Annotated in this window: 14 protein-coding genes and 1 pseudogene; 7 read left to right on the forward strand and 8 right to left on the reverse strand. The window is 72.6% G+C overall.

The genetic code is table 11. From position 1 onward, the window contains the following. Positions 1-413 (reverse strand): DUF2264 domain-containing protein (locus E9998_RS19380; RefSeq protein WP_158299885.1); only part of this gene is annotated, 413 nt, incomplete at its 3' end. A 76-nt stretch (positions 414-489) separates the two neighbouring features. Then, positions 490-972 (reverse strand): MarR family winged helix-turn-helix transcriptional regulator, encoded by a 483-nt coding sequence (locus E9998_RS19385; RefSeq protein WP_136531352.1) that lies wholly within the window; start codon positions 970-972, stop codon positions 490-492. Positions 973-1,058: 86 nt separating this feature from the next. On the opposite strand from E9998_RS19385, the gene E9998_RS19390 reads away from it, so the two are divergent. Next, positions 1,059-2,078: a pirin family protein gene (locus E9998_RS19390; protein ID WP_136531353.1), complete on the forward strand. Its 1,020-nt coding sequence runs from the start codon at positions 1,059-1,061 to the stop codon at positions 2,076-2,078. Between the two features lie 45 nt (positions 2,079-2,123). On the opposite strand, the gene E9998_RS19395 is transcribed toward E9998_RS19390, so the two are convergent. From E9998_RS19395 to E9998_RS19415, 5 genes are all read right to left on the reverse strand, one after another. Then, positions 2,124-6,671 (reverse strand): tetratricopeptide repeat protein, encoded by a 4,548-nt coding sequence (locus E9998_RS19395; RefSeq protein WP_136531354.1) that lies wholly within the window; start codon positions 6,669-6,671, stop codon positions 2,124-2,126. A gap of 110 nt (positions 6,672-6,781) precedes the next feature. Beyond that, positions 6,782-7,420, reverse strand: coding sequence for a DedA family protein (locus E9998_RS19400; RefSeq protein ID WP_136531355.1), 639 nt, complete (start codon positions 7,418-7,420; stop codon positions 6,782-6,784). A gap of 74 nt (positions 7,421-7,494) precedes the next feature. Beyond that, positions 7,495-9,735 (reverse strand): MMPL family transporter, encoded by a 2,241-nt coding sequence (locus tag E9998_RS19405; protein WP_136531356.1) that lies wholly within the window; start codon positions 9,733-9,735, stop codon positions 7,495-7,497. Between the two features lie 162 nt (positions 9,736-9,897). Next, a complete protein-coding gene (locus tag E9998_RS19410; protein WP_136531357.1) occupies positions 9,898-10,512 on the reverse strand; it encodes an acyl-CoA-like ligand-binding transcription factor in 615 nt (204 codons plus the stop codon). 30 nt (positions 10,513-10,542) lie between these two features. After that, positions 10,543-11,631: a lactonase family protein gene (locus tag E9998_RS19415; protein WP_158299886.1), complete on the reverse strand. Its 1,089-nt coding sequence runs from the start codon at positions 11,629-11,631 to the stop codon at positions 10,543-10,545. A gap of 94 nt (positions 11,632-11,725) precedes the next feature. Here E9998_RS19415 and msrB point away from each other — a divergent pair, with 94 nt between their 5' ends. The 3 genes from msrB (at position 11,726) to hrpB (ending at position 16,928) form a co-directional block, all read left to right on the forward strand. Continuing rightward, on the forward strand, positions 11,726-12,133 hold the full coding sequence (gene msrB / locus E9998_RS19420) for a peptide-methionine (R)-S-oxide reductase MsrB (protein WP_136531359.1): 408 nt from the start codon (positions 11,726-11,728) through the stop codon (positions 12,131-12,133). 117 nt (positions 12,134-12,250) lie between these two features. Next, complete coding sequence (locus E9998_RS19425; protein ID WP_136531360.1) at positions 12,251-13,816, forward strand: serine/threonine-protein kinase; 1,566 nt, start codon at positions 12,251-12,253, stop codon at positions 13,814-13,816. A gap of 427 nt (positions 13,817-14,243) precedes the next feature. Then, on the forward strand, positions 14,244-16,928 hold the full coding sequence (gene hrpB, locus E9998_RS19430; RefSeq protein WP_240037688.1) for an ATP-dependent helicase HrpB: 2,685 nt from the start codon (positions 14,244-14,246) through the stop codon (positions 16,926-16,928). Here hrpB and E9998_RS19435 read toward each other — a convergent pair. Continuing rightward, positions 16,824-17,381: pseudogene (locus E9998_RS19435) on the reverse strand (M50 family metallopeptidase); the annotation flags it as partial. The gene hrpB and the pseudogene E9998_RS19435 sit on opposite strands and share 105 nt — an antisense overlap. 171 nt (positions 17,382-17,552) lie before the next feature. Here E9998_RS19435 and E9998_RS19440 point away from each other — a divergent pair. The 3 genes from E9998_RS19440 to E9998_RS19450 all read left to right on the forward strand — a co-directional run bounded on the left by E9998_RS19440 (position 17,553) and on the right by E9998_RS19450 (position 21,155). Further along, on the forward strand, positions 17,553-18,008 hold the full coding sequence (locus E9998_RS19440) for a hypothetical protein (protein WP_136531361.1): 456 nt from the start codon (positions 17,553-17,555) through the stop codon (positions 18,006-18,008). A 229-nt stretch (positions 18,009-18,237) separates the two neighbouring features. Continuing rightward, positions 18,238-19,677 (forward strand): glycoside hydrolase family 16 protein, encoded by a 1,440-nt coding sequence (locus E9998_RS19445; protein WP_136531362.1) that lies wholly within the window; start codon positions 18,238-18,240, stop codon positions 19,675-19,677. A gap of 206 nt (positions 19,678-19,883) precedes the next feature. Then, entirely contained in the window at positions 19,884-21,155 is a 1,272-nt protein-coding gene (locus tag E9998_RS19450) for an ABC transporter substrate-binding protein (protein WP_204745549.1), read from the forward strand. Positions 21,156-21,354: the final 199 nt, after the last annotated feature.

Consider the following 21,354-nt stretch of genomic DNA (forward strand, 5'->3'; position numbering starts at 1 on the left):
GAGAGCCAGGCCGCGACGTTGTCCTTGGCCTTGGGGCCCAGGGGCTCCCAGAGGCGTTCGGGGGCGAGGGCGAGGCCCCAGCCGACGGCCGCGGCTTCGACCATGCGCTGTCCGCCTTGCGCGGGGTCGCCGACGTACCAGGGGTCCTGGGGGTCGAGGGCCCGTGCGAGGGCGTCGCGGAGGGCGGCCCAGACCTCGTCGGGGACGGTCTCGGCGGCGGCGAGGCCCCACAGCGGCCGGGTGAGGAGTTCGAACCAGTCCTCGTGGTGGGAGTGGTTCGACATGGTGACGGGTGCGGCGCCGGGGCCCTGCGCGGCCAGATCGACGGCGGGCCGTCCGATCGCCAGCGCGGCCGAGGCCCACCCGTTGCGGCTCTGTTCCAGCGGTCCGTACGTGCGAATCGGAGAAGTCACGCTGGCACACGCTATCAACGCGGTGGTGAATCGGCAACCCTTCGGGCGATGAGAGGGCTTGCTGGTTCTGGTGGGTTCAGTCCTCTTCGCAGGAGGCGAGGTTGCGTTCGAGGCGGTGGAGGAGGGCGGTGAGGGCGGTGCGGTCGGTGTCGGTGAAGCCTTCGCAGGTGAGGGCGTCGAGGCGGCGCCAGGAGTCTTCGATGCGGTCTTGGAGGTCGCGGCCTTGGGCGGTGAGGGCGACGACGGAGACGCGGCGGTCGCCGGGGTCGGGGCGGCGTTCGACGAGGCCTTGGCGTTCGAGTCGCTGGAGGGATTTGGTGACGGTGGAGGCGTCGAGGCCGAGTTCGGCGACGAGGCGGGACTGGCGGGCGTCGCCGTGTTCGGCGAGGTGGCCGAGCATGATCTCCTGGCCGGGGTAGAGGCCGATCTCGCGGAGGAGGCGGGCGGCGGCGACGCGGTGGGCCCGGGCGACGCGGAAGAGGGCGTGTCCGACGGCGCCGACGTGTTCGGGGGTGTCGCAGACGTCGGTGCCTGGTGCGGGGGTGCCGGTGGGGTCCATGCCCCCAGCCTAGCAACAGTTGGTCGACCAATGATATTATTGGCCGACCAATCAAGTCGACGGTCCTCGACCGGAGGAGGCACACCATGCCAGCAGTGACCGCACCCGACATCCTCGCGCTGCCGCGTCTCGACGCCCCCGCGCTGGAATCGCGCCCGCGCGCCGTCGCGAGGGTCACCGACTCGATCCGCACCCTCGAAGGCGGCGGCTTCCCCGTGCGCCGCCCCTTCCCCACCGCCGGGCTCGTGGACGCGGGCGACCCGTTCCTGCTGCTCGACCACATGGTCGCCGCCTACGAGCCGCACGAGGCCAAGGGCGCGCCCTGGCACCCGCACCGCGGCTTCGAGACCGTCACCTACCTCATGGACGGCACCTTCGTGCACACCGACTCCCACGGCGGCGGCGGCGTCATCCGCGGCGGCGACACGCAGTGGATGACGGCCGGTTCGGGGCTGCTGCACGACGAGCTGCCCTCCGAGAAGCTCGTCATGACCGGCGGCGAGTTCGACGGCGTCCAACTGTGGGTGAACCTGCCCAAGAGCGCCAAGTGGAACCCGCCGGGCTACCAGGACATCAAGGGGCCGGGCCTGAAGCTCGTGGCCTCGGCCGACGGCGGCGCGCTCGTGCGCGTCATCGCCGGTTCGGCGGCCGGGCACGAGGGCCCGGGGCGCACCTACACGCCGATCACGCTCATCCACGCCTCGCTCTCGCCGGGCGCTGAGGTCCGCATCCCTTGGCAGCACTCGTATTCGGCGATGGCGTTCGCCCTGCACGGCGACGGCTACGCCGGCGACGAGCGGCGCCCGTTCAAGGAGTCGCAGCTGGTGCAGTTCATGCCCCACGGCGACTACGTCACGGTGGGCGCCGGGCCCGAGCAGCACCACTCGACCGGGGCGATGGAGGTCCTCCTCCTCGGCGGCGAGCCGATCAACGAGCCGGTCGCGCGGTACGGGCCGTTCGTGATGAACACGAGGGCCGAGATCGTCCAGGCGGTCGAGGACTTCCAGGCCGGGCGCATGGGCCAGATCCCGGCCGGGCGCGAGGGCCGCGAGTTCGCGCCCGACCCCGAGGACCCCTGGGTGCCCGGGGGCTGCGAGCAGCTTTAGAATCCCGATCATGGCGGGCCCACCCGGTGGGGGTGGGCCCGCCGTTCACCTCGTCCGCCAGGGGAAGTACGCGTCCCGGTAGGCGTAGTGGCCGGTGATCATGGGCCCGACCGCCGGGCCGAGCAGCTGGAACCGCGGCTGCGGCAACCAGTTCGTGTGCAGCTGCGCGGCGATCGTCTGCGGCGTCATCGGCGCCTGCACTGGCAGGGTCGTCGGCAGCTGGATCGGGTCGTCGAGGGCTGAGGGGCCCGCCACGTGGAACTCGACGCCGCCCAGGCGCACCACACCGAGTCGGGTCATGAACATGCCGGCCACGAGCAGGATCGCGCCGGGCAGCAGGAGCGGGATCGAGAAGGCCGCGGCCGGTCCGGAACCGAGCCCGACGGCCGCCGGGGCGACGAGCGTCAGCACCCCGAGCACCAGCAGGATCCGCGCGGTGACCCGCCGCTCCCGCATGGACCTGGCGTCCGCGGCGCCGTTCTCGCCCTGGTGCGGACGGTTCCGCAGCGACAGGCGCACGCTGCGCCGGTGCCTGCGGCTCTTGGCGATCGCCCACGCCCGGGGGTGCTGGGCGGTCCGAAGCGACCGCTTCGCCCAGTACGCCGACCCGTGCCACAGGCGTCCCGAAAGGCGCCACAGCATCATCTCAGCGGTCATGAGCCGCAGGACCGCCATCACCGTCACGCTACGGCGGTTCGCCTCGACGCGCCTGGCCTCGCGCAGCAGCGCGATCACCTCCGTGGGCTCGTACAGGTCGGTGTGGTTGGCGGCGTATACGACCGCAGACAGGACGGTCGGGTCGGTCGGCTCCCGGTCGAGCGCCCGATTGATGTCGCGGGCGGCGGCCTCCATGATCGCCGGCGAAGCGCGGCGCTCCACGGCCATCCGCAGCCGCGTCAAGCCCCTCACCGCCAGCAGCCGCGCCGAGCTGCGCCCGTGTCGCACCGCCTTGTCGATCTCGCGCAGCGCCTCGTCGAAGCGCCCCTGCTGGTTGAGCACCATCGCCAGCTCCACGTAACCGCCGTGCACCGGGTGCATCGTTATCGAGGCCCGGAAGTGCCTCTCGGCCCGAACCCAGTCGCTGAGCTGGTAGGCCGCGTTCCCCGCCAGGATCCGCGTCCGCTCGAAGTCGGAGCCGACGCGGTGGGACTCGGCCAGTGCCAGCGCGGCTCTCAGATGGACGCGGCGGCGCTTCGGGTCCGGCTCGGAGTCGGCCATCCGCATCTGGGAGTAGGCGAGGCCGAAGCGGGCTTCGCTCAGACAGATCCCGGTCGCGACGGCGTTCCGGAACTCCTCGGCGGCTCGCTCGGGTTCGTCCGCGCTGAGGCGGTACCACCCGCGGCAGATGTGTCCGAGGGCGTTGGCGTGGACGTCGGGTCGGACGCCGAGCGTGTCCAAGATGGCTTCGGCCTGACCGAGGTCGCCTTGGGCGACGAAGGTGAGCGCCTGTTCCGCGAGGAGCCCGGCGTCGGCGCGACGACGGACCGAGGAGAGATCGGCGTCAGGGGCCGTCTTGTAGTGCCCCATCGCCTGTTCGAGGACGTCGTGGGCGCGAACGTGATCGTCCTGGAAGCGGCAGAACAGGGCGGCGTTCTCGGGGCAGGGCGGGTACAGGGGCAGTTCACGCAGTGTGGGCTCCAGGAGGGCGATCCCGTTGGCGGCCTTGTCGACGTCTTCGAGGCTGCGTGCGAGGGTGAGGCGGCCCCGGCGGCTGCTCGGCACGATCGTGCGGAGCAGTTCGGCCTGTGCGAGGGCCTCGTGGACCGCGCCGGTGGCGCGTGTGGCGCGGATCCTGACGATGCGCAGGCGCACCGACTGGTGCTCGGGCCTGCCGAAGCGCGCGGCCTGGGTGGCGCACACGGCGAGTGCGCGTTCGGCCTGGCCCGATTCGAGCAGGACCTCGCCCCAGAGGATGTCGAGTCCGAAGTGGCCGGGAAGGAGTCGGCGCGCGCGTTCCAAGAGCGCGGTGGCGGGGTCGAAGCGCTGCTGGGCGATCCACAACTGGACCTGCCTGCTGTAGACGGTCATGGAGCGGGGGTTGAGCTGGAGGGCTCGCGCGAGGTCGAGGTCGGCCTCATGGAACTTTCCTGCCGCGCAGGCGGATTCGGCGTGCTCGTGGAGGAGCATCGGGCTGGAGCGCCAGGTGGGGGCCGTTTCGACCAGGGCTTTGGCCTCGTCGAGTCGCTGGTGGTGGCGCAGGATGGAGGAGGCGGTGCGGATCGCGTCGGGCACGCCGGTGAACGACGAGAGGTGCTGGACGAGCGGGTCGCACCTCGGTTCGTCCGCGCCGGCCTGGGCGTAGACTCCGGCGGCCATGAGCTCGATCTCCATGTCGTGGTGGTCGTGACCGCTGAAGCGCGTGCGGGCCTCCTCGGCGACGTCGAGGGCGCGGTCGGCCTCGCCGCGGCGCAGCAGCGCCAGGCACAGTGCCTGCCAGACCTCGACGCTGTCGGGTCGCAGGCGCCGCCCCTGCTCGGCCGCTTCGATCGCGGCCGCGTGGTCGCGCAGGTCCGAGAGGTATACGGCCTTCCAAGCCAGTGCCGTCGGATGGTTCGGGGCGGCCTCCAGCGCCTCGTCGAGGGTGAGGACGGCGAGGTCGAGGCGGTGCACGAGGTGGTGGATCCAGGCGGTCTCGCACAGGGTGGCGGCGCTGTTGTGCATGACGGTGCGCGCTCGGGCCGCGCACGCGAGCGCCTCCTCGTGACGCAGTTGGGAGACCAGGGCGTGGATGAGGCCCCGCCAGGCGCTCGCCTCCTCCGGGCCCAACCGCAGTGCCTCGCGGAAGCGCTCCTCGGCCGCGGCGAACTCCTGGCAGTCCAGCAGCGCCCAGCCGTGCTTGGCGATGAGTTCGGCGTTGCGGGGAAAGCCCTCGGCGAGGCCCTCGCACATGGCCTTGGCCTGCATCGGACGCTCCTGCCAGCGAAGGACTTCGACCTGCCAGATGCGGACCTGCACCTGCTCCTCTTCGGTCGCGGTGGGGTCGTCGCCGCTCGCGACCAGGTCGGAGGCCTCCGACAGGAGGCTGGAGGCGGCGTCGTAGTCGAACTGGTTGGCTTTGGCGAGGGCCCGGGCGACGGTGGCGCGCATGGCGGGCGGTCGCGCCGGGGCGCCCAGGGACCGGTCCTCGCCGCTCACGGCTGCGGCCTCGAACTGGGCTTCGACGTCGGCAAGGAGCGGCCAGTCGTGGTTCCAGGCGGCGGCGCGGATTCGGCCGGCCCAGCCGAGCCCGTAGGCGGGATTGTCGGCGGCCAAATGGGAGAAGAGCCGCTCGGCGGGGGCGAAGTGGCCGTTCTGCGCGAGCCGTTCGGCGGCGAGGGCGAGCATGGCGGCGTCCTCGGCGAGGCGCCCGCGCAGGGTGTCGGTGCGGGGGAAGCCGGCGGTGTCCAGGTCGGCCCGGGGCCGGTTCGCCTCGATGTAGACGCTCAGGAGGAGGGCTTCGCGGTGGGTGGGCTGGCGTTCGAGGACGTCCTGAATCACCGTGTCGGCGCGGGCGCCGTGGCCGCGCTCGCTGAGGAGCCGGGCGTACTCGATCTTGGGGAAGAGGTTGACGCGGTTGGACTCTGCGAGGCGCCGCAGCTCGTCGGCCCGATTGAGGCGGTGGAGGATCTGGGCGCGGGTCCAGGTCAGCTCGGCGCTGCCGCCGTGCTCGCTCGTGATGGCAGCGACCTCGTCGAGCAGGCCGGCGAAGCGCTCGTCGTCGCCGCCGTCGTAGCCCCACAGCCGCGCGAAGATCCGTTCGAGGCGCATCACCGGGCTCGCGGCGACGGACAGGCCCGGGACGGGCGAATCCGGCCCGCTCCACAAGGGGACGTCGGCGGCGCGGGCGAACAGGTCCACCGCCTCGTCGGGGTAGCCGTTCACGCGAAGTCCATGGGCGAGCCAGCGCCAAGGCAGGGGGAAGACGACGCCGGCGGTGTCGGTGCGCTCGTCCCGGGTGTCGGCGAGCTCGATCGAGAGGTCGACGGCGCGGCGAAGGTGTTCGAGGCCGTGCTCGTTCTCGCCCATGGACGCCAGTGCCCTGCCGGCCACCACGAGGCGCTGGAGGCGCCGCACGCCGGCGTCGCGGTCGGCGTGGCCGCGGTGGAGGTCGCCGAGTTCGGCTATGAGGCGGCGGATGTCGCCGACCCAGCCCATGCGCTGGAGCAGGAACACGCGGGTGGTGAAGTCGGGCGCCTCCGCGCGCACGTCGGCACGGGCGCGCGAGCCGATCCGCGCGACCGTCCCGAGGGCGGCGCGCACGTTTCCGAGGGCGGCCTCAGCGCGGGCGACCGAGCAGACCAGGTGGCAGTCGCCGAAGTCGAGTTCGCGTTCGGGTTCGGCGTCGATCCGGCGGCGCGCCACTCCGAGCGTGGACCGGATGCGCTCGACGTCGCCGAAGTGCCCCAGGAGGGTCAGCTCCTCGCCGACGAGTTCGGACGTGGCGTCCTCGGGCACCTGGAGTCGCTCGGCGTCCTTGCGCCGGTCGGTGTCGCGACACAGGCGCAGGAACTGGAAGCGCGCTTCGTCGTCGCCGGGCTCGGCGTGCTCGAAATGGTTCCAGGCCTTGCGGTACAAGCTGAGTTCGCGGAGGGTGCGCAGGCGCTCGGAGGGCATCGTCGGCCGTTCTCTCAAGGGCGGTGCGCAACAGGGTAGCGGAAGACCAGGTCGATCAGGTGTCGTGAACCCGACACAGGGGCGGCGGGCGAGCCGCCGCCCCTGTGCCGTCAGGCCGCGGCGTCGGCTTCCTCCTCGACCGGTTCGGAATCGAGGATCTCGGCGGCCTTGTTGCGCTGCCAGCGCTTGGCGAACCAGGTGAGGACGACGCCGACGGCCAGGACGGTGACGACCGAGCCGATGAGCGACTCCCAGCCCGGGCCGGCGATCCACACGATGAGCAGGCCGAGGCCGACGGTGTAGACGGCCCACAGGGCGCCGCCGAGGGCGGCCATGCGGGCGTAGGGGGCGCGTCCGGCTCCTGCGGCGACCCACGCGAGCGTGGTGCGCCCGGCGGGCAGGAACCGGGCGACCATCGTCGTCCGGTAGGGATGGTCGACCACGGTGCGCTGCAAGAGGCCTTCGAGTTTGACGACGGTGCGCGTCAGCAGGCGGGTCGCGGTGCCGGTGACGGCGCGGGGGGCCCGCCGTCTCAGGCCGGCGCGGATGACGCGGAAGACCCGGTAGCCGAGGAACTCGCCGAGCCAGGAGGAGCCGGCGGCGCCCACGAGGAGCACGCCGACGAGGAGGGGGTTGCCGAACACGAGCCCGACCATGGCGGTCACCAGCGTCGCGCTCGGCAGCATCGGGAGGTAGAAGTCCGCCACCACCATCCCGATGAGGATGAGCATCGCCCAGAAGAAGACCATCGGATTCCCCGTTCACCGAACACCCGCGGGGACCCGGGCCGGGGGTCGGCCCGAGTCCCCACTGAGGGCGTCGGTTACTTGGACGCTCCGACGAGCTCGCGCTCGTCCTCGCGGGAGTCCTGGGAGAGGTGCTGCTGGAGCTTCTCCCCCTCGACGTCGACGTTGGGGAGGATGCGGTCGAGCCACTTGGGGATCCACCACGCGCCGCGGCCGACGAGGGCCATGATCGCGGGGATGATCGCCATGCGGACGACGAACGCGTCGAACACGACCGCCGCCGCCAGCCCGAAGCCCATCGCGGCGATGAACACCTCGGTGCTGAAGATGAACGCGGCGAACACGCTGATCATGATGAGCGCGGCGGCGACCACGACCCGCGAGGAGTGGCCGTAGCCCTCCACGATCGCGGTCTTGGCGTCGGCGCCGTGGACGTATGCCTCGCGCACGCGGGTCACCAGGAAGATCTGGTAGTCCATGGCGAGGCCGAAGACCAGGCCGATCATGAGGATCGGCATCATCGACATGATCGGTCCGGGCTGGTCGACGTTGAACAGGTCGGCCGCCCAGCCCCACTGGTAGACCGCGACGAGCGCGCCCAGGGCCGCGAAGACGCTGAGCATGAACCCGAGCGTGGCGATCACCGGGACGAGGATCGAGCGGAACACCAGCAGCAGGATCAGCGCGGCGAGGCCGACGACGATGAGCATGTACGGCAGCAGCGCGTCGTTGAGGTTGTCGGAGATGTCGATGTTGAGCGCGGTCGCCCCGGTGACGGCCCAGTTGGCGTCCGCGTCGTCGGCGAGGACGCCGCGGATGTCGTGGACGAGCTGGTTGGTGGCCTCGTCGGCGGGCGCGGTCTCGGGGATGACGGTGACCATGACGGTGTCGCCGGCCTCGTTGGGGAAGGCCTGCCCGACCACGGCGACGCCGTCGATCCCGCCGAGCTCGGCAGTGATGTCCTCGGCGGCCTGGGCCGGGTCGACGCCGTCGGCGAGGTCGCCGACGATCATGAGCTGGCCGTTGAAGCCCGCCCCGAATCCTTCGCTGATGAGGTCGTAGGCCTGGCGCTGCGCGGACTCCTCGGACATCGAGCCGCCGTCGGGCATGCCCAGTTCGAGGTCGAGCGCCGGGTAGGCGAGCGCGCCCAGGCCCACCACGCCGACGAGGGCGACGATGATCGGGTGGCGGGTGACGAACCCGCCCCACCGGCGACCGCCGTTGGGCTTGGCGTCGTGCACGCCCGAGGCGATGCGGCGCCGCTGGCGCTTGGTGAAGATCCGCTTCCCGGTGAACCCGGCGAAGGCCGGGAGCAGGGTCACGGCGATGAGCACCGCGATGAGGACGGTGACGGCGGCGGCCACGGCCATCTCGGTGAGGAACGGGATGTTCACCACCGACAGGCCCAGGAGCGCGACGATGACCGTCAGGCCCGCGAAGAACACCGCGGAGCCGGCGGTGCCAACGGCGCGGCCCATGGCCTCGGCCCTGGCCTTCCTGTCCTCGACGCGGCCGTCCTTGGCCAGTTCGCTGCGGAAGCGCGAGAGGATGAACAGTGCGTAGTCGATGCCGACGGCGAGGCCGATCATCGAGGCGAGCGTGCCGGTGGACTCCGAGACGTTCATGAACGAGGTCGCGGCGAGGATGCCGGCGGTGGTGAGCATGACGCCCAGGACCGCGGTGAGGATCGGCAGGCCGGCGGCCAGGAGGGCGCCGAAGGTGACCACCAGGACGATGAGGGCGACGCCGATGCCGATGAGCTCGGTGGCGCTGGTCTCGGGGATGGCCTGGAGCACGTCGCCGGTGACGACGACGCGCACGCCCTGGTCCTCGGCGTCGGCGATGGCGTCCTCGAGGTAGGCGACGGTGTCCTCGTCGAGCTCCATGCCCGGCTCGGTGTAGGTCACCTGCATGACGCCGATGGTCTGGTCCTCGGCCGAGAGCATCCCGATCGGGTTGCCGTCGGCGTCGGTGGCGAGGGGGCTGGTGACGCCCGCGAGCTGCGGGGACTCGGCCATGACGGCGGCGAGGTCGTCGATGACGGCGGCGTTGGCCTCGGCCGTCAGCGCCTCGCCGTCCTCGGACTCGAACACGATCTGGGCGGTGCCGCCGTCGGCGTTCATCTCGGGGAAGCGGTCTTCGAGGAGGTCGAAGGCCTCCTGGGATTCGGTGCCGGGGAGGACGAACTCGGGGTTCGTCTCCTCCTGGAGGGTGCCGGCTGCGACGGTCACGCCGCCGACGATGAGGACCCAGACTGCGAGGACGAGCCATCGCAGCCGGTAGGACCCTCTGCCGAGACGGTAGAGGAAGGTGGCCACGGTCGGGTGCTCCAATCGGATGATTGGCCGGCACCGCCCACCTGCGCGCGGGCGCGCAGTGGGTGCGGGGCGGAACCGGTCGGGTGGTGTTTCGCCGGCGACGATGACGGCGTTGGGTTTCCTGGATTTCGTCTGTTCAGTTGTACGCAGGGGTCCCGGCCCTCAGGCCGGGGACGGTGGCGGCCGGGTGATGCCGCGCTCGAAGTGGGCGAAGGCCTCGGTGATGGTCTCGGCGAGGGTGCGGTCGCCGGGGTCGGCGAGCCAGTGCTCGGTCGAGGACTTCATGGTCACCAGGGCCGCGCCCAGCAGCAGGCGGGGGTAGAGGTCGTCGGTGCTGGTGCCGGTCGCGGTGGCCACGATGTCGATCGCCTCGGCGAACAGCTCCATGAACTGGCCCGACTGCTCCTTGATGAGCGAGGGCGAGGCGTGGATGAGCTGCTCGCGGCAGCGCATCGTGTCGATGTCGAACTTCTCGTCGAAGCGCATGTCGATGGTGGCGTCGCGGAACGCGTCCCAGATCGGCTGGTGCCGGGAGCGCTCGCGCAGGCCCGCGAGGAGCTGGCCGGTGGTCTCGTGGAAGTCGTGCAGGAGCGCGGCTTCCTTGGAGGGGAAGTAGTTGTGGAAGGTGCGGGTGGAGACGCCGGCCTCGGCGGCGATCTCGTCGGCGGTGACCGCCTCGATGCCCTCCTTGGCGACCGCCAGACGGAACGCGGCATCGCTGAGGGCCGCCTTGGTGGCGGCCTTCTTGCGTTCGCGGAGCCCGGTCGAGTCGGCCATGCCGGTAACCCTAGTCGGGGTGCGCAGTGTTCACAAGATGCCCGACGTGAAATTTTGCAGAGCGTGCAAATTCACGCGGGCGGGGTGCCCTAAAGCGATGGGGGCCACACAGGTCACGCCGGGGACGGTCCACTCCACGGTGGGCGCCTCCTCCCCCGTCGGGTCGACGCGGGTGACCACGCCGGAGTGCTGGCAGGCCACCAGGAGCGTCCCGTCGCCGGTGAGCACCGCGTCCCGGGGCCAGGCCGCGCCCACCGGGACCGCCCGCACCAGCGAGCCGTCCGCCGGGTCGACGGCCACGACGTGGTCGGGCCCGCGCACCGTGATGTACGCCAGGCCCCGCTCGGGGTCGGCGACGACCGCCGCGGGGGCCGGGTCGGGCACCCGCTCGTCCAGGCCGATGTCGGGCAGCGCCGCCAGGTCGGCCACGTCCCCGCTGGGCAGGGGCACGACCGGGCCGAAGGAGAACGTGGCCGAACGCTCGTCGAAGGAGCCCACGACCACGGCGTTCGCCAACTCCCCGGCGACGACCGCGCGGTCGCCCACGAAGGCCAGGTGCCGGGGTCCGAAGCCCGGTTCGAGCGCGGTGGTCGCGGCCGGGGTGAGCACGCCGTCCTCGCCGAGGTCGAACGCGTGGATGCGGTCCGAGCCGAGGTCGACGACCAGGACGCGGCCGAGGCGGCACACCACCTGGTGCGCGTGCGGACCCGACTGCCGCTCGGGGTCGGGACCGGAACCGGTGAGTTGGAACACGCTCGCGGCCGGGCCCAGCTGCCCGCCCTCGCCGATCGGCAGGACCGCCACCGTGGCGCCCGCGCCGTCCGCTGCGCCGTAGTTGGCGACCAGCAGCCAGCGCCCGCTCGGGTCGACCACGGCGTGGCAGGGGTTGTTGCCGCCGGTCGACTGGCCCTGGCCCGCGCGGTCGAGCGCGAAGTCCTCGCCGATGCTCCAGGCCGCGGCGAAGCCCGGCTCGGTCTCGGTGAGCGTGTAGACCGCTTCGGGTCCGACGTGGACCCACGAGGGGTTGACCACCGGGGCCGCCGCGCCGAGCCCGTCGGGCCCGGCGACGACCAGACCGGGGCCGCCTTCCGTCGTGTAGTCGCCAAGGAGGTACCGCATGCCGCCGATCCTATCCGCACGGCCACGCGCGCTCGGGCTCCCGGGCCCGTCGCGCCGGACCCGATCCCGGAGACGGCGACCTAGACTGGTCGGCATGGTTGCAGAGGGCATGGGCGATGAGCAGTGGCGTGAGCGGCTCGGCCGCGACGAGTACCGGGTGCTGCGCGAGGGCGGCACCGAGGCGCCGTGGACGGGCGAGTACGTCAACGAGAAGCGCCGGGGCGTGTACCGGTGCCGGGCCTGCGGGTCCGAGCTGTTCGCCTCGGACACGAAGTTCGACTCGCACTGCGGGTGGCCCTCGTTCTGGACGCCGATGGCCGGCGACCGGGTGCGGCTGCTGGAGGACGACAGCCTCGGCATGAAGCGCACCGAGGTGCGGTGCGCGAACTGCGACTCTCACCTGGGCCACGTGTTCTACGGCGAGGGCTGGGACAACCCCGACGACGCCCGCTTCTGCATCAACTCGATCAGCCTGACGCTGGAGCCCGCCCCGGGCGAGTAGCGCCGCGGGCCGCCGGGCGGGGCCGGCGGCCGCGTTCGGGCGCGCGCGAGCGGTGTCGCGGTCTCCTACTAAGCTCACCTTCGTCCCCTGCTCCCCGAACGTGAAGAGAGGCCGAGGGTGGAACCCGGGAACCTGATCGCTGGCCGCTACCGCCTTGAGCAGCGCCTCGCCGCCGGCGGGATGGGCGAGGTGTGGCGCGGCACCGACACCCGGCTCAACCGCGTCGTCGCCGTCAAGCTCCTCCACTCCGGACTCTCCGGGAACGACCGGTTCCGGGCGCGGTTCCACCAGGAGGCGCAGGCCGTCGCGCAATTGCAGTCGCCGGGCATCGTGGCGCTCTACGACTACGGCGAGGAGCACGCCCCCGAGGGCCTGGTGTCCTACCTCATCATGGAGCTCGTGCGAGGGCAGGCGCTCGACAACGTGCTGCGCCAGCGGGGACGCCTGTCCCCCAACGAGACCCTCAAGATCATGGCCTCGGCCGCCGAGGCGCTCGACGTGGCCCACCAGGCCCACATCATCCACCGCGACATCAAGCCGGGCAACATGCTCGCCGACACCGACGGCACCGTCAAGATCGTCGACTTCGGCATCGCCGCCTCCCGCGCCAGCGCCGGGCTCACCGAGACCGGCACCGTCATGGGCACCCTCGCCTACGCCTCCCCCGAGCAGCTCCAGGGCTCCCAGCTCACCGGTGCCACCGACGTGTACTCGCTCGGGATCGTGGCCTACGAGTGCCTGGCCGGGCGGCCCCCGTTCGCCGGGAACGAGCCGACCGCCGCGATCGCGGGGCACCTGACCGGCCAGCCCGCGCCGCTGCCGCCCGACGTGCCGCAGCCGGTGGCCCAGATCGTCATGCGCTGCCTGGCGAAGGACCCGCGCCAGCGCTTCTCCTCCGCCGCCGAGCTCGCCCGCGTGTGCCGGGCCGGGGGCATGGGCGGGGGGACGACCGCGATCCTCGCCTCGCCGCCGCCGGGCCAGTCCCCGCAGTCGACGCGCGTGCTCAACCCGGGCGCGGGAGCGGCGATGGCCGCCGGCAGCGTCGCCGCCCACACGACGGTCCAGCCGCAGTTCCAGGACGAGTACGCCTCCCCCGCGACCGGGCAGTACCGCGCGGGCGGCGACGACCGCCCGCTGCCGCCCCCGCGCGAGGCCGAGAAGCCCAAGCGGAACCCGACCGGCCCGATCCTCGTCGTCATCGCCGGGATCGCGGTGCTCATCGTGGCGATCGCGCTGCTGGGGCCGTGGGGCAAGGACGACGACGACAAGACCGAGGGCGCCGGCGAGACCGGCACCGACGCGACCACGGAAGAGGCCGCGGAGGAGACGACCGAGGACGCCGAGGAGACCACCGAAGACGACGGCGGCGACCAGGACCAGGACAACAACGACGACGGCGGCGAGGAGTCCCAGACCACCGAGGAGGAGGACGAGGGCCCGCAGCACCTGGAGATCCCCGACCTCACCGACGACTCGGTCATCGACGCCCTCGACGAGCTCTACGACATCGGCTTCACCGACGTCTCGGCCGAGGCCGTGAACACCGACGGCACCATGCCCGCCGAGGGCGACGCCTGCCTGGTCGACTCGCAGGACCCGCAGGGCGGCAACTCGGCTCCTTACGACGCCGACCAGGCGATCGTCCTCTACTTCTGGGACGACGGCACCGGCTGCGGCGTGTAACGGCGCACTGGAAGGACCTTCGGGGGCCGCCCGCGGATCGTCGCGGGCGGCCTCCGCCTTTGCGAGAGCGGCACTGTGGAAGCGGCACTGTCGAAAGCGGCACAGTGGAGCGAGGACGCACTGTCGGGCGCGGCACTGTCAGGCGCGGCACTGTCAGGCGCGGAACCGCGTTCGGGTCTTCGCGGCACCGTCGGGGAAGCGCCGTCGTAGTAGGCACTCTCGTGAAGAGAACTGCCGGGCGAGGGCGCACACTCCGGCCTCGGAGGCGGTGTCCCTCCGGCGATCGTGGCCTGACCGCCGGGGCGGTGTCGGACCCTGGGGGCACCCTTGATTCGGGGGCGGCGGTGATGTCCGTTTCGCCCTGGAACCGCCGTTCGCGTTCGCGGCCGTTGGCGCCCGCGCCTTCGGTTCGGCGACAATGGTGCTTATGCCGCAACCGCCCGCGCTGCCCGAGCTGCCGATCCGCGCCGCCCTTCCCGAACTGCTCGCGGCCGTCGAGCGCACCGGGACGGCCGTGCTCGCCGCTCCCCCGGGCACCGGCAAGACCACGCTCGCACCGCTGGCACTCGCCGGGCTCATCGAGCCGGGCGAGCGGCCGCGCCGCGTCCTCGTGGCCGAGCCTCGGCGCCTCGCCACCAGGGCCGCCGCCGCGCGCATGGCCGCGATCCTCGGCGAGCGGGTGGGCGAGCGCGTCGGCTACCAGATCAGGGGCGAGTCGCGCCGCTCGGCCGCCACGCGCGTCGAGGTCGTGACCACGGGCGTCCTGCTCAACCGGCTCCTCGCCGACCCCGAGCTGCCCGAGTTCGACCTCGTCGTGCTCGACGAGTGCCACGAGCGGCACCTGGAGACCGACACCGCCTGCGCGTTCCTCGCCGAGGCGCGCCAGATCCTTCGCCCGGACCTCGCGATCGTCGCCGCCTCCGCCACCGCGGACGTCGCGTTGTGGACCGATCTGCTCGCCACGGCGGGCGAGCCGGCGCCCGCCGTCGACTCCGAGCCGATGCGCCACCCCGTGCGGATGCACTGGGCCCCGCCGCGCACCCGCCTCAACCCGCCCGACGGGCTGCGGGTCGACCCGAGGTTCCTCTCGCACGTCGCAAGGGTGGTCGGCGAAGCCGTCGCTGCGGACCAGGGCGTCGCCCTGGTCTTCCTGCCGGGGGCCGGCGAGATACGGCGGGTCGCGGAGCAACTCCAAAACCTCGGTGCCGATATATATCAATTGCACGGGTCGGTACCGCCCGCCGAACAGGACCGCGCGCTGCGCGTCGGCGAGCGCCGCAGGATAATCCTCGCCACCGACATCGCCGAGTCGAGCCTGACCGTCCCCGGCGTCCGCATCGTCGTGGACGCGGGCCTCGCCCGCCGCCCGGTGGTCGACCACGCCCGGGGCCTGCCGGGCCTGACCACCGCGAACGCCTCCCGAGCCGCCGCCGACCAGCGCGCGGGCCGCGCCGGTCGCGAAGGCCCCGGCGCGGTCTGGCGCTGCTGGAGCGAGGCCGAGCACGCCCGCCGCACCGCCCAGCCCGCCCCCGACATCGCCTGCTCGGACCTCACCGCCTTCCGTCTCCAGGCCGCCTGCTGGGGCACCCCCGTCGCCGACCTCGCGCTCCCGGGCCGCCCGCCCGCCGGAGCGGTCGAGGCCGCCGAGGCGACGCTGAAGTCCCTGGGCGCCATCGACACTGATGGGAACGCCACTGCGCGCGGTAGGGCCCTCGCGAAGGTCGGTCTGCACCCGCGCCTGGCCCGAGCGCTCCTCGACGGGGCCCTCCGCGTAGGCGCCGACCGGGCCGCCGAGGTCGCCGCCCTCCTCGGCCTCGACAAGCGCGGCAGGGGTGACGATCTCCTCGCGCAGTGGCGCCACCTGCGGACCACCCGCGACCGGCAGTGGGAGTCCGAGGTCAAGCGGCTGCGCCGCAGCGTTCCCGAGGCGGCGGGAAGCCAGAGCGCGGGCGACGACGAGGCTGCCGCGACGGTGATCGCCCTGGCCTTCCCCGAGCGGGTCGCCAGACGCCAAGGCGCCCAATGGCGCACCGTGGCCGGGACCGGCGCGGTCTGCGCCGAGGGGTCCTCGCTCGCCTCCAGCGAGTGGCTGGCGATCGCCGACGCCGACCGCTCCCCCGGGCGGGCCGCCGCGCTCGTGCGCGCCGCGGTCCCCATCGACGGTGACCTGGCCTGCGAGCTCGTCGGCGACACCCGGTCCGAACGCGTCGAGTGGGACCCCGAGCGGCGCGACGTCACCGCCAGGTCCGTCCGGTCGCTCGGCGCGATCGAGGTCGCCGCCGAGCCGCTCCAGCGGCCCGACCGGGCACTGGTGGCCGCGGCCCTCGCCGAGGGCCTGCGCCGCGAGGGCCTCGCGCTGCTGCACTGGTCTGAGGACTCGCTGCGGCTTCGCGAGCGGATGGCGTTCTGCCGCACCAGGCTCGGCGAGCCGTGGGCCGACGTGTCGGACGCGGCCCTGACCGGCGGCACCGACTGGCTGGAGCCGTGGTGGTCGCGGGCGAGGCGCCGCGCAGACGTCGAGCGCATCCCCGTCGGCCAGGCCCTGCGCAACCTCCTGCCGTGGCAGGCGGGCATCGACGAGACCGCGCCCGAAGCGCTCGCGGTCCCCTCGGGGCGCAAGGCGCGCGTCGACTACTCCGGCGAGACGCCGGTCCTCGCCGTCAAGCTCCAGGAGATGTTCGGCGCCCGCAAGACCCCGCAGATCGCGGGCGTGCCGGTCGTGCTGCACCTGCTCAGCCCGGCGGGCAGGCCGCTCGCCGTCACCGGCGACCTGCGCTCGTTCTGGGAGGGCCCGTACCTCCATGTGCGCAAGGAGATGCGCGGGCGGTACCCCAAGCACCCGTGGCCCGAGGACCCGTACTCGGTGGCGCCGACCGCGAAGACCAAGCGCCGCATGGCGTTAGGAGGCGGGGAGCCAGTCGGCGACGGGCAGGAGCAGCCAGGTGCCCCAGGCCGCGGCGGCGATGGTGAGCAGCGCGAACAGGAAGATCCACGCCCCGGCCGGGACCGGGGTGATCCCGGCGAGCTGGTCGGCGTCCGACTGGCCCGAGCCGCGCCGGCGACGGCGGCGCGAGCCCAGCTCCAGGACCGGCTTGACCGAGCCGAGCAGTAGCAGCCACGCGCCGAGGTAGGCGGCCACGGTCTGCACGATCGCGTTGCCGTACCAGGTCGCGGCGAACACGCCCGCGCCCACCACGACCAGCGCCAGCGCCCCGTACCAGTTGCGGATGAACACGAGCATGACCGCCAGCAGCACCAGCGTGATCCACAGCAGCAGCACGATGCGGCCCGCGCCGACGAGCGCCGCCGCGCCCAGGCCGAGGGCCGCGGGGAAGGTGTACCCGGCGACGAGGGTCATCGCCGCGCCGAAGCCGGTGGGCCGCCCGCGCGAGAACGTCAGGCCCGAGGTGTCGGCGTGGAGGCGGATGCCGGTGAGGCGCCGGCGCATGAGGACGGCCATGAAGGCGTGCCCGCCCTCGTGGGCGATGGTCACCAGGCCGCGGCTCCAGCGCCACACCGGCGGGTAGAGGACCGCGGCGGCCGCCGCGGCGAGGCAGGCGATCATGACGCCGACCGGGGGCGGGCTCTGCGTCTGGGTGAGGGTGTCGATGACGGCGGGGACAGGTGACACGGGACCTCGTCTTCGGGGTGAATCGGACGCGCGGTGAAGGATGATCGTAGCCGCGCCCGTATGGTAGAGGGGGCAGAGGCACCTCCTCGTGGAAGGACGGCCCCCATGGGCACCGACGACCGCCCCGACCCGCACCTGAACTTCCTCGAACTGACCGACCAGATCGTCGAGGACCTGGCGATGCACAACCTCAAGGCGCGCGAGAAGCTGCGCGAGGGCATCGCGTGGCTGGAGGCGCGGCGGGCGGACGCCGACCCGGACGAGAACGCCGACATCGAGATCCTCCTGGCGCAGTGCCACGACGCGCTCAAGCGGATGGAGTCGCTGCGGGGCACCTACCAGGACGTGCGGGCGATCAACGCCGCCGCCCACGCCGAGCACGTGGAGTGGCTGGAGAAGCGGATGCTCGGGGGCACCGAGTCGCCCGAGGAGCTGCGCGAGCGCCGACGCCGCATCGACGCGCTCGGCGAGGAGCGCCAGGCCCGGCTCGGCGAGCTCCAGCGGCGCGCCCGGGAGGCGCGGCAGCAGCCCCCGGTCGACGGCGAGGACACCGGGGCCTGAATCTTTCAGGGCAAATCGGAAGTTGAACGGTAACCTTGGGCCGCAAGGGATGCGCGTGCGCCGAGCCCTGTCCGGTCGATAACGTTTCGGCCACGATCCATTGACATGCACTGATGCCTTCGGGTATGAATGAGCTCTGGACCAAATGAGAGAGCGCTCTCTCGTCTCGGACCTGATCCTGATCAGAACCGAGAGAGCGATCTCTCAATGACCCGGCAAAGGAGCCGTCATGGCTGAAGTTCAGACCTCCGACCACCCCCGCCGCCGCCTCAGGCGGCGGCTCGCACGCACCTTCGCCGCCGCGGCGGCGGGCGTCGCCGTCCTCGCCGCGGCGGTCCTCGCCGTCGGCAGCGCCAGCGCCGAGCCCGAGGCCGCCCAGGCCTGGGACCTGGTCTGGTCCGACGAGTTCAACGGCTCGGCGGGCCAGCTCCCCTCCTCGGCGAACTGGCAGATCGACCTCGGGCACGCCTACCCGGGCGGGCCCTGGAACTGGGGCACCGGCGAGATCGCCGCCCACACCGACAACCCCGCGAACGTCTCCATGGACGGCGCGGGCAACCTGGAGATCACCGCGCTGCGCGACGGCAGCGGCCAGTGGACCTCCGCGCGCATCGAGACCCAGCGCGCGGACTTCAAACCGCCGACCGACGGGACCCTCCGCATCGAGGGACGCCTCCAGCTCCCCCAGGTCACCGGGGACGCCGCGCTCGGCTACTGGCCGGCGTTCTGGGCCCTGGGCTCGCCGTTCCGCGGGAACTACTGGAACTGGCCGGGCATCGGCGAGTTCGACATCATGGAGAACGTGAACGGGCAGAGCAACACCCACGCCGTGCTCCACTGCGGCGTCGCCCCCGGCGGCCCCTGCAACGAGTTCAACGGCCTGGGCGCCACCACCCAGTGCGGCGGCAACTGCCACAACGGATTCCACACCTACTCCTTCGAGTGGGACGAGTCCGGCGCCTCGGGCCAGCTGCGCTGGTACGCCGACGGCCAGCTGTTCCACACCGTGAACGAGTCGGCGCTGCCGGCCGACACGTGGGCGCAGATGACCGACCACGCCGGGTACTTCATCCTGCTGAACCTGGCGATGGGCGGGGCCTTCCCCGACGGCGTGGCCGGGTTCGCGACGCCCACCGCCGCGACTCAGTCGGGCCACTCGATGCTCGTCGACTACGTGCGGGTGTACACCGCCGGCGGCGACGGCGGGCCGACCGACCCGCCGACCACCGAGGACCCGACCGACCCGCCCGGCGACGGGATCGACGCCTACAGCCGCATCGAGGTCGAGTCCGCCGTCGACCAGAGCGGCACCGGCACCGAGAACACCGCCGACACCGGCGGCGGCCAGAACGTCGCCTGGATCGGCAACGGCGACTGGCTGCGGTTCAACGACGTCGACTTCGGGTCGCAGTCGCCGCTCGACTTCGTGGCCCGCGTGGCCTCGGGTGCGGGCGGCGGTGTCAGCGGCCTGGTCGAGGTGCGCATCGGCAGCCGCACGGCCTCGCCGATCGGCAGCTTCGCGATCGCGAGCACCGGCGGCTGGCAGACCTGGAGGACCGTCCCGGCCAACGTCTCGCAGGTGACCGGCGTCCACGACGTCTACCTGACCTTCACCAGCGGGCAGCCGAACGACTTCGTCAACGTCAACTGGTTCCACTTCCGGCACTGACCCTCCCGGCGCGGGGGCCTCGCTCCCGCGCCCCGACTCGTCGGGCCGCTCCGCTTCCGGGCGGGGCGGCCCGCGGCGAGGCGGTGCGGCGGATACCCCCTCCGGTGAGAGAGCGCTCTCTCGGTCCCGCCGCGGCGCCCCGCCGAACCCGCCCGGCCGTTCCCATGCGGCCGTGCGGATCCCTCATCCATCGATTAGGAGACACCGTGAAGAGCAAGAGACCGACCCGCGCCGCGTTCGCGGCCGTGACCGCCGCGGCCCTCGTGGCCGCCGGGACCGCCGCGTGCTCGGGCGAGGACGACGGCACGATCACCCTGACCGTCGGCCTGTTCGGCGACTTCGGCTTCGGCCCGCTCTACGAGGAGTACAGCGAACTGCACCCCGAGATCGAGTTCGAGGAGCGCATCGCCGAGTTCGCCGATCACCACACCAACCTCACCACCCACCTCGCCACCGGCTCCGGCGCCGCCGACATCGAGGCCGTCGAGGTCGGCTACATCTCGCAGTACACCGCCCAGCCCGACCGCTTCCACAACCTGCTCGACCTCGGCGCCGACGAGCTCGAAGGCCAGTGGCTCGACTGGAAGTGGCAGCAGGGCCTGTCGGCCGACGGCGAGTCCCTCATCGGACTCGGCACCGACGTCGGCGGCATGGCCATGTGCTACCGCCGCGACCTGTTCGAGGCCGCCGGGCTCCCCGTCGAACGCGACGAGGTCTCGGCCCTGTGGGCCGACTCCTGGGAGGACTACGTGGCCGTGGGCCACCAGTACTCGGAGGCGACCGGCGGCGGCTACTTCTTCGAGTCCTCGGGGAACATGTTCCGCGCCATGGTCGAACAGGCCGACGAAGGCGTCTACGACCGCGAGGACCAGCTCATCGTCGAGTCCAACCCCGCCATCGGCGAGGCCTGGGACCTCACCGTCGAGGCGATCGAGGCCGGCATGTCCAACCGCCTCCAGGCCTGGACCCCCGAATGGAACGCCGGGTTCAACGAGGGCACCTTCGCCACCATCATCTGCCCCGCGTGGATGACCTCCTACATCGAGACCAACGCGCCCGACGCGACCGGCCTGTGGGACATCGCGACCGTCCCTGGCGGCGCCGGGAACATGGGCGGCTCCCACCTGGTGCTGCCCGAGCAGGGCGAGCACGCCGAGGAGGCGTACGCGTTCCTCGAATGGCTCACCGCGCCCGAGCAGCAGCTCAAGGTCTTCGAGTCCACCGGGAACTTCCCCTCCACCCCCGAGCTGTACGAGGACCCGGCGCTCACCGGCCTGGCCAAGGCGTACTTCAACGACGCGCCCGTCGGCCAGATCTTCACCGCCGCGGCCACCGCCGTGCAGCCGCAGTACCAGGGCCCGCTCCAAGGCGACGTCCTCGCGACCATCGGCCAGGGACTGGGCCGCATCGAGGACGGCAGCCAGACCCCCGAGGAGGCCTGGAGCCAGGTCGTGAGCGACCTGGAGTCCTTCGAGTGAGGCCGGGCCGCCGGTAGCGGAGACCCGCGCCCGGCTCGCGGCCCGTCCCGCCGCGCCGCCCGGGTTCCGCTGCTCGGACCCGGGCGACCGCGCCCTGAGAAGACCCGCCGGGGCCGCCCTTGACACCGGCCCCGGCGGGCCCCCGACACCGATCTGTGAAAGCGATCCGATGACCATCGCCGCCAAGGCAGCCGGACCC

This window comes from Glycomyces paridis, assembly GCF_004912155.1.
GTDB lineage: Bacteria > Actinomycetota > Actinomycetes > Mycobacteriales > Micromonosporaceae > Glycomyces > Glycomyces paridis.

Coding starts and splice junctions, on each gene's coding strand:
- E9998_RS19395 (WP_136531354.1), bottom strand. CDS start 6,671: ATGCCCTCCGAGCGCCTGCGCACCCTCCGCGAACTCAGCTTGTACCGC.
- E9998_RS19415 (WP_158299886.1), bottom strand. CDS start 11,631: ATGCGGTACCTCCTTGGCGACTACACGACGGAAGGCGGCCCCGGTCTG.
- E9998_RS19400 (WP_136531355.1), bottom strand. CDS start 7,420: ATGGTCTTCTTCTGGGCGATGCTCATCCTCATCGGGATGGTGGTGGCG.
- msrB (WP_136531359.1), top strand. CDS start 11,726: ATGGTTGCAGAGGGCATGGGCGATGAGCAGTGGCGTGAGCGGCTCGGC.
- E9998_RS19440 (WP_136531361.1), top strand. CDS start 17,553: ATGGGCACCGACGACCGCCCCGACCCGCACCTGAACTTCCTCGAACTG.
- hrpB (WP_240037688.1), top strand. CDS start 14,244: ATGCCGCAACCGCCCGCGCTGCCCGAGCTGCCGATCCGCGCCGCCCTT.
- E9998_RS19385 (WP_136531352.1), bottom strand. CDS start 972: ATGGACCCCACCGGCACCCCCGCACCAGGCACCGACGTCTGCGACACC.
- E9998_RS19390 (WP_136531353.1), top strand. CDS start 1,059: ATGCCAGCAGTGACCGCACCCGACATCCTCGCGCTGCCGCGTCTCGAC.
- E9998_RS19445 (WP_136531362.1), top strand. CDS start 18,238: ATGGCTGAAGTTCAGACCTCCGACCACCCCCGCCGCCGCCTCAGGCGG.
- E9998_RS19410 (WP_136531357.1), bottom strand. CDS start 10,512: ATGGCCGACTCGACCGGGCTCCGCGAACGCAAGAAGGCCGCCACCAAG.